Genomic DNA, 12,745 nt, shown 5'->3' with positions numbered 1-12,745 from the left:
TGCTTGGTAGAATTTTCAGGATCGTCCGGCCTGCCGCTAGACAGTTCTATCTTTTTTTAGTAGACTGTTGAAACAAGCAAAATCATGATAGATTTTGGGGTCAGGAGGTAGGGCGATGCTGCGTTTAGGAGAAAAGATTGTCATTGTTGCGGACGCTTTTGAGCAGAGTCTTCCTATCGGGGAATACGGCTACCTAATTGCTTACGACCGCAATCCCGATAATGCGTTTGACTATGTTATACGTGTACCGGAAGCCAACAGGAACTTTTATGTTCCGGCTGAAGACATTGAGGCGGAAGAACATTTATTAGTAGCTGAGGCTGAAAGAGCAACGCATGAAGCGTTAATTGATTATGCTTTGTCCACGTACAATGAGAAGCTGTTCCATCATTTGATGAACGGTGAAGATATGGATACAGAAGAGACGGAAACAACGTCAACCGAAAGCATGTCCCAAGCAGATTTCATCAAACAAGTGAATCTTAGAGCTTGGATTTAAGGAAGGCCGGCGAAAGCCGGCTTTTTTGTTATAACCCCATCATTGAATTGTCCAAGCTTCTACAATATAATTAAAAACGTTATCCGGGCGCTTTAGCCCTTTAAACAGGAGGGATTTATCTTATGAGCATTACCGTTAAAGATGTGCAGCATGTGGCCAAGCTGGCTCGTCTGCAATTGAGCCCGGAAGAAGAGGCAACCTTTACAGAACAAATGAATGCTATTTTACAATATGCTGAGAAGTTGAATGAGCTAGATACGGAGAATGTGAAGCCGACCACGCATGTACTGCAGGTCAGTAATGTGATGCGTGATGATGTTGTGAAGGAAAGCCTAACGCAAGAGGAAGCACTTCTTAACGCGCCGGATGATGAAGACGGACATTTCAAGGTTCCAGCTGTTTTGGAATAACTACATAATTAGAAAGGGGGAAGAATCTTGAGCCTGTTTCAAAATCGATTGCCTGAAGTACATCGCATGTTAACTGCTAAAGAAGTATCGGTCAGTGAACTGACTGAAGAATCGCTGGCGATTATCGCTGAGCGGGATAAGAAAGTAAATGCATTTTTGACCTTGAACGAGGAGGGCGCTCGTAGCACCGCACGCGCTTTGGACGACAAACTGGCATCTGGAGCAGCACGTGGATTGCTGTTTGGTCTTCCTGCCGGAATTAAGGATAATATTGTAACTAAGGGACTACGCACGACCTGTGCCAGCCAATTTTTGAAAGATTTCCAGCCGATTTATAACGCTACTGTGGCTTCTAAACTGCAGCAGGCAGATGCTGTAACGATCGGTAAATTGAATATGGATGAATTCGCAATGGGTGGATCTAATGAGAATTCAAGCTTTGGTCCTGTACGCAATCCTTGGGATTTAGAGCGTGTGCCCGGCGGTTCCAGTGGCGGATCTGCTGCTGCAGTAGCTGCTGGCGAAGTATTCTTCTCACTAGGTTCGGATACTGGGGGTTCCATCCGCCAGCCTGCTTCCTATTGTGGTGTTGTAGGTCTCAAACCTACTTATGGTCTTGTATCACGTTATGGACTGGTAGCCTTTGCTTCCTCACTCGATCAGATTGGACCATTAACACGTAATGTAGAGGATTCTGCATATGTGCTTCAAGCGATTGCTGGTTATGATGCCCAGGACTCTACTTCAGCTAAAGTTGAAATTCCTGATTATTTGAGTTCTCTGACTGGTGATGTTTCCGGACTTCGCATTGCTGTACCTAAGGAATACTTAGGAGCAGGTGTCGATGCTTCTGTGCGTGAGACAGTCTTGTCCGCACTTAAGGTGCTGGAAGGAATGGGTGCTGTCTGGGAGGAAGTTTCGTTACCACATACGGAATACGCAGTAGCAGCTTATTATTTGCTGTCCTCTTCGGAAGCTTCATCTAACCTTGCGCGTTTTGACGGTGTGCGTTATGGTGCACGTGTAGATGAAGGCGGAGGGTTGCTTGATCTATATCTTAATTCCCGCAGTCGCGGCTTTGGCCCTGAGGTCAAACGTCGTATTATGCTAGGGACTTATGCGCTTAGCTCCGGGTATTACGATGCTTATTATTTAAAAGCACAAAAAGTGCGTACTTTGATTAAACAGGACTTTGATGACATCTTTAAAAAATATGATGTGGTCATCGGGCCAACAGCGCCTACGGCAGCATTCAAATTAGGTTCACAGACGGAAGATCCGCTGACCATGTATCTGAACGATATTCTCACGATTCCTGTGAGCTTGGCAGGTATTCCTGCCGTTAGCGTTCCTTGTGGCTTTGCGGAAGGCATGCCAGTAGGTTTGCAAATTATCGGTAAAGAATTTGACGAGAGTACGATTCTGCGTGTTGCTCACGCTTTTGAACAAAATACTGATCATCACAAGCAGCGTCCACAGCTGTAGTAAAGGAGGGAATGGGACTACTTATGTCTAAATACGAAACGGTCATCGGCTTAGAGGTTCACGTAGAGCTTCATACCAACTCTAAAATCTTTTGCGGATGCTCCACTGAATTTGGAGCCCCGCCTAACACGCATACCTGTCCTGTCTGCCTGGGTCACCCCGGCGTATTGCCAGTTCTAAACAAACAAGCGGTAGATTACGCTATGAAAGCAGCGATGGCGCTAAATTGTACCATTGGTGATGTTAGTAAATTCGACCGCAAGAACTATTTTTACCCGGATTCACCGAAAGCTTATCAGATTTCGCAGTTCGATCAGCCTATCGGTTTGAACGGCTGGATTGACATTGAAGTTAATGGAGAGACCAAACGAATCGGCATTACTCGTCTTCATTTGGAAGAGGATGCAGGTAAGCTCACTCACGTTGATGGCGGTTTTGCGTCGCTTGTCGATTTTAACCGAGTGGGAACACCGCTTATCGAAATCGTATCTGAGCCAGACTTGCGCACGCCAGAGGAAGCTCGGGCTTATCTGGAGAAAATCCGTGCGATTATGCAATACTGCGACGTATCCGATGTCAAGATGGAAGAGGGATCGATGCGCTGTGACGCGAACATCAGTCTACGACCAGAAGGACAAGAGGAATTCGGCATTAGAGCAGAGCTTAAGAACATGAACTCCTTCCGCGGAGTACTGCGTGGACTGGAGTATGAGCAATATCGTCAAGCTGAGATCCTGGATGATGGTGGAGTGGTTGTGCAAGAGACTCGCCGCTGGGATGAAGCACAAGGAAAAACTTTATCTATGCGTGGGAAAGAAGAAGCACACGATTATCGTTATTTCCCAGATCCAGATCTGATCGTGCTGCATATTGACGATGCCTGGAAAGAATCCATTCGTTCGACGATCCCGGAACTACCGGATGCAAGACAAGCTCGCTACAGTGAAGAACTGGGTCTTACAGCTTATGATGCTGGCGTGATTACTTCCTCTAAACCGCTAGCGGACTTTTTCGAAGGATGCCTTACTTATACGCAGGATGCCAAGGCTGTAGCTAACTGGATCATGGGTGAGTTGCTTGCTTATTTGAACAGTAATAACCTGGACTTGTCTCAGGTCAAAATTACGCCGCAAGGGCTCGGGGAAATGATCGGCCTCATTGCAGGCGGAACCATCAGCAACAAGATCGCTAAAACGGTATTTAAAGAAATGCTAGAGAGCGGTAAATTGCCTGCTGCAATCGTTGAGGAAAAAGGTCTGGTACAAATCAGCGATGAAGGTGCCATTAAAGGAATTGTGGAAGCAGTCGTAGCTGCTAACCCGCAATCTGTAGAGGATTATAAAGCAGGTAAACAGAAAGCCATTGGCTTCCTTGTGGGACAAGTTATGAAAGAAAGTAAAGGTAAGGCAAATCCAGGTCTTGCGAATAAACTTCTGATCGAGGTATTGAGCAATTAAAACGATTATCGTCTTTAGTAGTCGATAACGTTGTTTATACTTGGGGTAATATACTTATGTAATAAGCTAAGGGCTTGTCGGCAACGGCAGGCCCTTAGCGGCATATAAGGGGACTAGTAGGGATGAATACAATTATTAAGCTAAACCTCCAGGATGATAGTACCGTTAATGAACTATGGAGCCTCCAGCATAAGGCCTACCGGCTAGAAGCGGAGTTAATAGGGTTTCGTGAGATCCCACCGCTTATGGAGACGAGGGAGATGCTCAGCCACTCTAAAGAGGATTTTTACGGCTGCTTTGATGAAGATGAAGAACTGATGGGTGCTATTGCTATAGAAGAAGAATCCCCGGGCAAACTCACGATTACACGGATGATGGTGGGACCGGACTTTTTCCGCAGGGGTATTGCAAGCAGTCTCTTGGAATATGTATTTGAACATTTTTCAGGGATGGAGCAATACATCGTATCTACGGGGAAGCTAAACCTGCCTGCCGTTTCTTTGTACAGCAAGCATGGTTTTGTACCTATGGGATCGCAGGAAGTTGCTCCCGGTGTGGAATTGATTGATTTTTATCGGAGTGGTTCACTTTGAAGAAGCATATACACAGACCCATGTTTACGAAAGGAGGAGCCGAGATATGACAAATGATTCTGCAATACTCTCAGCGCAGGAAGAGCAGCGGGGTTCAGCCGATCTTGAGACTACGGAGAGTGAGATTCAGAAGAAGATAATCCCTCCACGTCCAAAACGGCGCCGCCGCAAACGCAAATTTATCGCTGGACTATTGGCAGCTCTCATCCCAGGAACTGGGCACTTATACTTTGGGCTTCTCCGCAAAGGAATTACCTTTATCTTCTTGATACTATTGGATATCTCAGCTTTAATTTATTTTTCATCCATTGGAATGCAGATTAATGTTCCGTTGCTTATTTTACTTGCACTAATTATTCCGGCGATATATTTCTATAATGTGTATGATGTACTGCAATCAGCGGACAAGATTCTCCGTTACCCTGAAGATCAAGAGCTTGATGATTCTGTGGCAAAAATAACTACACCTCCTAAGCGTCGTAGTATCGTCAGTGAACCTGGCGTATCCTTTGGATTTCTACTTCTTTTAGGGGGAGCGCTTCTCATTCTGTTTCGCCAAAAGCCAGCATGGCTGCAATTTTTTATTGAGCATTACTCCGAAGTGGCCGTGTCTGCAGTTTTATTATGTGGTGGTATATATGTAGGAGCGAGAGAAATTGTCAGAGGAATCGTTTCGCGCAAGAAAAATGAGTCTCATAACCGGCGAGTAGGAAGATATACGGCATCGGTCTTGCTTATTGCTATTGCCATCCCGTTGTTTCTGGATTGGAGAGACGGGTCGGATTATATGCTTTTACTCTTGAAGTGGTGGCCGGTCATCCCAGTGTTATGGGGGATTGAGTTCCTGTTCATGTATTTCTTCTCTGGTCGTTCAGGCTCTGTACAAAAGGGAACAAGAATCAGATTGGATTTACGCGGCCTTTTATCTGCTATATTGCTTGCTGCGAGTGTGTTTATCGTTGCCGAACAAGAACATTACTTATATCTGTGGAAAAATGTGAGTCTCAACCTTACAGCAGCTGCAGTCGACTATGGCGAGGCGAAGGGAAGTAAATTTCAGAAGGCTCCACTTATTGTTCCGGTGAAGCTAAATACAGCCAAAATATCCGTTGATGGTATTAATGGGGATATTTTATTGCACCGGGCTCCCGTAGATAATATTCAAATTACTACTACAGTTTGGGTAGATCAATTGGAAGGTCCGATGGCTGAGGCCATTTCGGAACAGTCCTTTGTGGATGTTGTTGAAGGACCAACTATAAAAATCACTTCAAACAGCAAGGCGTACGGAGAATCAGGTAAGCGTCAGCCGCGAATGGATTTGGACATTTCTTTGCCGGAAGACCGCCGGTTTAATCTCGATGTTCGCACTATGAATGGTGGGATCACCCTGCAGAACATAGAAGCGATCGAAGATATTTCGCTGGAAACGGGGAATGGAGAACTTATTCTTCATCGTATCTTTGGTAATGTGAAGGGGAAAACACTGAATGGAGCTGTGCGTGCGAGATCCGTCCAGGGCAGTGTTGATTTATCAACGAGCGGTGGCAATATGAATGCTTGGAATGTCACAGGAGCCTTGAAATTATCAACGGCAGTTGGCAATATCGGTGCAACCGGGAATGAAGCCGAGATCGATATTTCTAGCAAAAATGGTAATTTAGAGATTGATGGAGCCAGATCAAAGCTGCATGCAGAATCCTTGAATGGCATCATTGATGTTCGTTCGCATGAAGTCGGAGGAGACTGGGACATTTATAGTGCAGTTGGCGATATTCAATTGTATTTGCCGCAGTTAGGGAACTATAAGTTGAATGGCTCAAGTGGATATGGCGATATTATTTCAGATTTACCTACCTTAACCATTGATAAGAAGAAGATATCTGGTGAAGTGGGCACAGGTGAGTTCAAGATTCAGGTTGAGGGAAACAGCAACTTAAATGTGAGAGGTTATTGAAAAAAGTAATTTTTCTTATATAATAATGAATATAATGTATCGACTTCGTTGACAAGATTGAAAACCCAGTCTTACAATTATAAGAAATATTTCTTTTATTTTTAAATTTAAAAGGCGGTGACAGTCATGGGGAGTGGCGTACAACATGCATTGGAACAATTAAAAACAACAGGTGTCCGTATAACGCCCCAGCGTCATGCGATTCTTACGTATTTGATGGAAGCAATGAATCATCCTACAGCTGACGATATATATCGGGCATTAGAGCCTAAATTTCCGAGCATGAGCGTGGCAACCGTATATAATAATCTCAAGATGTTTATGGAAGCTGGCATGGTTCGTGAGTTGACCTATGGGGATAGCTCCAGCCGTTTTGATGCCAATGTGTCTGATCATTATCATGTTATATGTCAGAAATGCGGTAAGATTGAGGATTTCAGTTATCCTTCGCTTAGGGATGTAGAGCTGCATGCTGAGCAAGCTACAGGCTTTAAGATTACAGGATTGCGTATGGAGCTGCATGGATTTTGCAAAAGTTGTAGAGAGAAGCAGCATTAAGACTAGAATAGAACGGTATCAAGGCGATCTACCAAGTTATCACTAAACGTGCGAAATCCGAAAGCGGAGGACTCACGTTTTTATTTTTTTACAAATATAAGAACGACAACGTCATTTCTTCATGAATATAACAATTTGTAGGATAAATGACTATTTTCTACTGGTTATATGAAACCAAGTGGATGTTATAATCGTAATGTTAGACTCTATTAAAAATCATATTATTATCTGGAGGATATATTTTGGACAGAAGACTGGGACAGAGGCGCGTCAAAAAGCGCGGAGGTTTTTTTAGGCGGTTATTTGGACTTTTAATCATTGTAGCAGCAGCATATTGGGTAGTGTTTTATGTATTGCCAAATCGTCAGCACATAGATGTAGATTGGAAAGCTCAAGCGCACCCCATCTTTGTAAAAGGAGAGCATACAGGTTATTCTGCCTCGGGGACTGGAGATAGCATGCTATTACCATTACCATTGTTGCAAGAGTATGTGGATCCTTCCATTCGTTATGAAGAGAAGACGAAATCGGTCATCCTATCAACGGATAGTGAGCTCCTTTACATGCAGGAGGATAAAACCGATGCTAGTCTGAATAATCGTCCGCTGCAGCTGCGGTTAGCGCCTGAAGTAAAGGAAAAAGTGACCTACCTTCCTGCGGATGTATTAGAAGATCTATATGGGTTTGAAATACAGGAGGATACGAATACCGGAGCAATACTACTAATGACGGCAGGAGAGTCTGTCTCGTTAGGAAAAGTTAAAGGTGAAAAAGGCGACAAGTCAGTAGCTCTACGAAATGAGGCATCCATCCACGCACCTATAGTTGCGGATATGTCTCCTGGGGCAGTCGTGAATATTTGGAATGAAGAAAATAAGGACTGGCTGTTTGTACAATTAAGCAGCGGGTATGCAGGTTATGCCAAGGCAAGTGACATTGTTCGGGATGGTCAAAAGACAGTGGAACCGAAAAAACCCACGCCAACACGCGCTGAACGTAACTGGAAAGGGAAGTCAGTGAATTTGTATTGGGAGGCTGTTTACCAACGCAAACCTAACCCAGAAACCTTCGGTGAGCTACCAGGCGTTAACGTGGCTAGCCCAACATGGTTTAGTATTATAGATGGCGATGGCAATGTGCGCAGTCAGGCCGACAGTGCGTATGTGCAGTGGGCGCATGGGCGCGGGTTAGAAGTATGGGGGTTGCTTAGCAATAGCTTCGATCCAGACATGACTACTGAGGCATTGTCCAGCTATGAGAAACGGATGAATGCAATCGTACAGATCTTAGAATATTCGGATTTATACAATTTGGATGGAATTAATATCGATTTTGAGAATGTGTATACGAAAGACGGAGAGAATGTCACTCAATTTATGAGAGAGCTAAAACCGATGGCTCAGGCTAAGAATCTAATCGTCTCCATAGACGTGACACCTAAATCCAATAGCGAGATGTGGTCAGCATTCCTTGATCGTAAGGCTCTTGGGACATTAGTCGATTATCTAATCGTGATGGCTTATGATGAACATTGGGCAGCTAGCCCTATCGCGGGCTCTGTTGCCTCCTTACCTTGGGTAGAGAATTCAATAAGCCGGATCATAGAGGAAGACAATGTGCCGCCTGAGAAGGTGATTTTGGGGATCCCATTGTACACCCGCATCTGGACTGAGGCTCAAGTAGATGGCAAGACAAAGGTAAGCTCCAAATCCGTTAGTATGAATGCCGTTGAAAAAATTATCAAAGAGAAGAAGCTAACTCCTACATTTGATAAGGCTGCTGGGCAGAATTACGTAGAGTACAAGGAAGATGGCGCTCTTAAGAAAATATGGATAGAAGATAAGGTGAGCTTAAAATCAAGAGTTGAGCTTGCTAAGTCCATGGGGCTTGGAGGCATCGGATCATGGAATCGCAGTTTTAGCAATCCATCAGCATGGGAAGCATTACAAGAGATTCATAAGTAATCATAATTTCATTTATAACAAACAAAGAGGCTCCCATATCGGGGGCCTCTTTGTTGTATTAGCAAATATTTGAGTGCATTTTAACTAGTTAGTAGTGAGCCTCTGTAAGGTGTGTTTAGTGGTTTAGTTGCTGATGCTCAAGCTGATCTGCAGTAATAGTGGCCTCGGCCGGATCCATAGTAAGAATGGTGTGGCAGAACATACAGCGGTCTGTTTTACCGAGCATCTTGGTCAGCTTGTGACACTCAGGGCACTCTAGCTGAACTGCACTTGTTGAGAGCATGCCAGCCCAGAAATAGATCGCAAGACTTGCCATCATGGAAATTAAACCGATTACAAGTCCGATTCCAGCGAATACTTTCCCAGTCGATCCCCAGAATACGATGCCTGCTGTACCCAAAACCATAAGTCCCATTCCGAGCATTGTGAGCAGTAATCCCCATGTGCGAAAAGCGTTGATCTTAGCCGTTTTAAACTTCATGAGTGTTTGCTCCTAACTAAATATAGTTGGGTTGTCCAGAAGGAACTGTCTTTCATATGTAGAATAATAATTATAACTGAATTATAACTGACTGGACGCAAATTCGCCAAATTTAATGGAGGGAAGCATGGAATTATCCAATGTAACTTTGTTGAGTGGAGAAACGTTTGAAGAAAATGTTTTAGGAGCTGTCGCTTTGCGGCAGAAAGGGAGTACTCCTTTTCAAAGCGCGCTACTTCACGATTTTGATATGATTGTGTTAGTTTTACATGAGGAACAGGATTTAGAACATATTGTTCGCCACACCATTGCCGGTGACACACGGACCCAGTCAGTCCATATTGGCCTTTCCGCTTTGGAGCGGGCTGTCATGGCGGGAGATAATAACGAGCTCCTTACTAGTTTGATGATTGGGGAAGTGATCTGGGATCCCAAAGGAATACTAGGGGATATGCGCCGGGAGATTTTACAATTTGAAGGGCCTCTTAAGGAACGAGTTGAGTTCATGGAGTTTGCACGATTCTTGCATTTGTATGTGAAATCTAAACGGTATATAGAAGCTGGCTACATTATGGATGCATATAACTGTGTATTGATGGCTCTATATCATTGGGCAAGAATAGAAGTGAGTGAATCTGGTTCATTTCCAGAGCCGGCTGTTTGGGAGCAGGTTAAAAGTATGAACACTTCTGTCCATAAACTATATGAGGAACTAACCATCAGCACGGAGACCTTAGAGCAAAGAGTAGAGCTTGTTCTTCTAGCATGTGAATTTGGGATCATGTCCAAAATGACGGATTGTTGTGCATTGCTTTTCAATATTCTGAATAGCCGTAAGGAAGCGTGGAGTATAAAAGAATTACTACAGCATTCTGGCCTGTGTCAATTAGAGGCTGAGTTGCCCCTAGTTTTACGAAAGCTTGTTTCTCGTTCGCTAATCCGTGAGATTACTTTATGGGCTGACGGTCATGGGGGAGAGGGTCATGCGATCCGATATACCTTATAGAGAAGAAATTAGATGCAGGATTTGCCGGTAATCTATAGATAAAATAAGTAGGGATAGGGAGAGGCTGAGCACTCTCTTTTTTGTTTGTTCGCTATTATGATGCGCTCATATTTATTCTAATAAATTTATGGTTGACTCTTTCCTAGTTCATGTGTTAAATTATAACTCGTCCCTCTGACACAGAGATGTGCTTTCGAAAACATTCGAAAGACAACCGAAAAAAGAAATTAAAAAAAAGGTTGACTAAAACGAGGACGCTGTGATATATTATAAAGGTCGCTGCTGAACAACACAACGACGAAACAAACAGCTTGATCTTTGAAAACTGAACAACGAGTGAGTAGGAAATCACGAAAGTGAAATCCAAAATTAGAGAATTAATTTTCTCGTCAGATGTTTCAAGATGAGCATATCGCTCTTTTCAATACTAATTGGAGAGTTTGATCCTGGCTCAGGACGAACGCTGGCGGCGTGCCTAATACATGCAAGTCGAGCGGAGTTAGTTTGAAAGCTTGCTTTCAAACTAACTTAGCGGCGGACGGGTGAGTAACACGTAGGCAACCTGCCCCTTAGACTGGGATAACTACCGGAAACGGTAGCTAATACCGGATAATTTCTTTTTTCTCCTGAAGAAAGAATGAAAGACGGAGCAATCTGTCACTGAGGGATGGGCCTGCGGCGCATTAGCTAGTTGGTGGGGTAACGGCCCACCAAGGCGACGATGCGTAGCCGACCTGAGAGGGTGAACGGCCACACTGGGACTGAGACACGGCCCAGACTCCTACGGGAGGCAGCAGTAGGGAATCTTCCGCAATGGACGAAAGTCTGACGGAGCAACGCCGCGTGAGTGATGAAGGTTTTCGGATCGTAAAGCTCTGTTGCCAGGGAAGAACGTCCGGTAGAGTAACTGCTATCGGAGTGACGGTACCTGAGAAGAAAGCCCCGGCTAACTACGTGCCAGCAGCCGCGGTAATACGTAGGGGGCAAGCGTTGTCCGGAATTATTGGGCGTAAAGCGCGCGCAGGCGGTCATTTAAGTCTGGTGTTTAAACCTTGGGCTCAACCTGAGGTCGCACTGGAAACTGGGTGACTTGAGTACAGAAGAGGAAAGTGGAATTCCACGTGTAGCGGTGAAATGCGTAGATATGTGGAGGAACACCAGTGGCGAAGGCGACTTTCTGGGCTGTAACTGACGCTGAGGCGCGAAAGCGTGGGGAGCAAACAGGATTAGATACCCTGGTAGTCCACGCCGTAAACGATGAGTGCTAGGTGTTAGGGGTTTCGATACCCTTGGTGCCGAAGTTAACACAGTAAGCACTCCGCCTGGGGAGTACGGTCGCAAGACTGAAACTCAAAGGAATTGACGGGGACCCGCACAAGCAGTGGAGTATGTGGTTTAATTCGAAGCAACGCGAAGAACCTTACCAGGTCTTGACATCCCTCTGAATCCACTAGAGATAGTGGCGGCCTTCGGGACAGAGGAGACAGGTGGTGCATGGTTGTCGTCAGCTCGTGTCGTGAGATGTTGGGTTAAGTCCCGCAACGAGCGCAACCCTTAACTTTAGTTGCCAGCAGGTAAGGCTGGGCACTCTAGAGTGACTGCCGGTGACAAACCGGAGGAAGGTGGGGATGACGTCAAATCATCATGCCCCTTATGACCTGGGCTACACACGTACTACAATGGCCGGTACAACGGGAAGCGAAACCGCGAGGTGAAGCCAATCCCATCAAAGCCGGTCTCAGTTCGGATTGCAGGCTGCAACTCGCCTGCATGAAGTCGGAATTGCTAGTAATCGCGGATCAGCATGCCGCGGTGAATACGTTCCCGGGTCTTGTACACACCGCCCGTCACACCACGAGAGTTTACAACACCCGAAGTCGGTGGGGTAACCCGCAAGGGAGCCAGCCGCCGAAGGTGGGGTAGATGATTGGGGTGAAGTCGTAACAAGGTAGCCGTATCGGAAGGTGCGGCTGGATCACCTCCTTTCTATGGAGAATCGTCTTCTGCAATGAAGACATTCAAATCGGAAGTTAAACTTCCAAATCTCAGGTTTAGGCCTGTTACTCACTCGTTGCTCAGTTTTGAGAGTTTAAGCTCTCAGTAAGACTTGATCCTTGAAAACTGGATACCGAAACGAATTTGCGTTTTAGAACATCTTTTAGCAACTTGTGCAAACAAGTAAATGTTATTAGTGAGATTTTTCTTAGGAAAAATCAAGGTTAAGCTAATAAGAGCACACGGAGGATGCCTAGGCGCCAGGAGCCGACGAAGGACGTGGCGAACAACGAAACTGCCTCGGGGAGCTGTAAGCAAGCTTTGATCCGGGGGTGTCCGA

The 12,745-nt window shown here is 45.2% G+C and carries 10 protein-coding genes and 2 rRNA genes (1 of these 12 cut by a window edge); 11 read left to right on the top strand and 1 reads right to left on the bottom strand.

From position 1 onward, the window contains the following. Nucleotides 1-115 precede the first annotated feature (115 nt). The 8 genes from MHI27_RS26725 (at nucleotide 116) to MHI27_RS26690 (ending at nucleotide 8,923) form a co-directional block, all read left to right on the top strand. The gene (locus tag MHI27_RS26725; protein ID WP_042131017.1) at nucleotides 116-499 is read left to right on the top strand and encodes a hypothetical protein; all 384 of its coding nucleotides are present in this window, start codon (nucleotides 116-118) and stop codon (nucleotides 497-499) included. Nucleotides 500-621: 122 nt separating this feature from the next. After that, nucleotides 622-909: an Asp-tRNA(Asn)/Glu-tRNA(Gln) amidotransferase subunit GatC gene (gatC, locus tag MHI27_RS26720; RefSeq protein ID WP_042131015.1), complete on the top strand. Its 288-nt coding sequence runs from the start codon at nucleotides 622-624 to the stop codon at nucleotides 907-909. Between the two features lie 27 nt (nucleotides 910-936). Then, the gene (gene gatA / locus MHI27_RS26715) at nucleotides 937-2,394 is read left to right on the top strand and encodes an Asp-tRNA(Asn)/Glu-tRNA(Gln) amidotransferase subunit GatA (protein WP_405175036.1); all 1,458 of its coding nucleotides are present in this window, start codon (nucleotides 937-939) and stop codon (nucleotides 2,392-2,394) included. Between the two features lie 11 nt (nucleotides 2,395-2,405). Further along, a complete protein-coding gene (gene gatB, locus MHI27_RS26710) occupies nucleotides 2,406-3,851 on the top strand; it encodes an Asp-tRNA(Asn)/Glu-tRNA(Gln) amidotransferase subunit GatB (RefSeq protein WP_405175035.1) in 1,446 nt (481 codons plus the stop codon). Between the two features lie 122 nt (nucleotides 3,852-3,973). After that, nucleotides 3,974-4,444 (top strand): N-acetyltransferase, encoded by a 471-nt coding sequence (locus tag MHI27_RS26705; protein ID WP_149644906.1) that lies wholly within the window; start codon nucleotides 3,974-3,976, stop codon nucleotides 4,442-4,444. 46 nt (nucleotides 4,445-4,490) lie between these two features. Continuing rightward, entirely contained in the window at nucleotides 4,491-6,401 is a 1,911-nt protein-coding gene (locus MHI27_RS26700; RefSeq protein WP_405175034.1) for a DUF4097 family beta strand repeat-containing protein, read from the top strand. Nucleotides 6,402-6,527: 126 nt separating this feature from the next. Continuing rightward, nucleotides 6,528-6,959 carry a Fur family transcriptional regulator gene (locus tag MHI27_RS26695; RefSeq protein ID WP_042191799.1) on the top strand — a complete coding sequence of 144 codons (432 nt, stop codon included), beginning with the start codon at nucleotides 6,528-6,530 and terminating at the stop codon, nucleotides 6,957-6,959. A gap of 242 nt (nucleotides 6,960-7,201) precedes the next feature. Continuing rightward, nucleotides 7,202-8,923 (top strand): glycosyl hydrolase family 18 protein, encoded by a 1,722-nt coding sequence (locus MHI27_RS26690; protein WP_076285463.1) that lies wholly within the window; start codon nucleotides 7,202-7,204, stop codon nucleotides 8,921-8,923. A 115-nt stretch (nucleotides 8,924-9,038) separates the two neighbouring features. Here MHI27_RS26690 and MHI27_RS26685 read toward each other — a convergent pair whose 3' ends face one another. Further along, complete coding sequence (locus tag MHI27_RS26685; protein ID WP_042191795.1) at nucleotides 9,039-9,404, bottom strand: DUF2614 family zinc ribbon-containing protein; 366 nt, start codon at nucleotides 9,402-9,404, stop codon at nucleotides 9,039-9,041. 127 nt (nucleotides 9,405-9,531) lie between these two features. Between MHI27_RS26685 and MHI27_RS26680 the strand changes: the two genes are divergently transcribed. The 3 genes from MHI27_RS26680 to MHI27_RS26670 all read left to right on the top strand — a co-directional run. Continuing rightward, entirely contained in the window at nucleotides 9,532-10,410 is an 879-nt protein-coding gene (locus tag MHI27_RS26680) for a nucleotidyltransferase-like protein (protein ID WP_405175033.1), read from the top strand. Nucleotides 10,411-10,838: 428 nt separating this feature from the next. After that, nucleotides 10,839-12,396: ribosomal RNA gene (locus tag MHI27_RS26675) — 16S ribosomal RNA — on the top strand. A 231-nt stretch (nucleotides 12,397-12,627) separates the two neighbouring features. Next, nucleotides 12,628-12,745: ribosomal RNA gene (locus MHI27_RS26670) — 23S ribosomal RNA — on the top strand (it continues 2,811 nt past the right edge of the window). Together the 16S and 23S rRNA genes form the textbook arrangement of a ribosomal RNA operon.

It is taken from the genome of Paenibacillus sp. FSL H8-0261, assembly GCF_045040645.1.
GTDB lineage: Bacteria > Bacillota > Bacilli > Paenibacillales > Paenibacillaceae > Paenibacillus_AQ.
This window is presented reverse-complemented; position numbering and strand designations above follow the sequence as displayed.

Bases quoted from the DNA above. Each gene is read 5' to 3' on its own strand.
- MHI27_RS26725 (WP_042131017.1), top strand. From the start codon at position 116: ATGCTGCGTTTAGGAGAAAAGATTGTCATTGTTGCGGACGCTTTTGAG.
- gatC (WP_042131015.1), top strand. From the start codon at position 622: ATGAGCATTACCGTTAAAGATGTGCAGCATGTGGCCAAGCTGGCTCGT.
- gatB (WP_405175035.1), top strand. From the start codon at position 2,406: ATGGGACTACTTATGTCTAAATACGAAACGGTCATCGGCTTAGAGGTT.
- MHI27_RS26705 (WP_149644906.1), top strand. From the start codon at position 3,974: ATGAATACAATTATTAAGCTAAACCTCCAGGATGATAGTACCGTTAAT.
- MHI27_RS26700 (WP_405175034.1), top strand. From the start codon at position 4,491: ATGACAAATGATTCTGCAATACTCTCAGCGCAGGAAGAGCAGCGGGGT.
- MHI27_RS26695 (WP_042191799.1), top strand. From the start codon at position 6,528: ATGGGGAGTGGCGTACAACATGCATTGGAACAATTAAAAACAACAGGT.
- MHI27_RS26685 (WP_042191795.1), bottom strand. From the start codon at position 9,404: ATGAAGTTTAAAACGGCTAAGATCAACGCTTTTCGCACATGGGGATTA.
- MHI27_RS26680 (WP_405175033.1), top strand. From the start codon at position 9,532: ATGGAATTATCCAATGTAACTTTGTTGAGTGGAGAAACGTTTGAAGAA.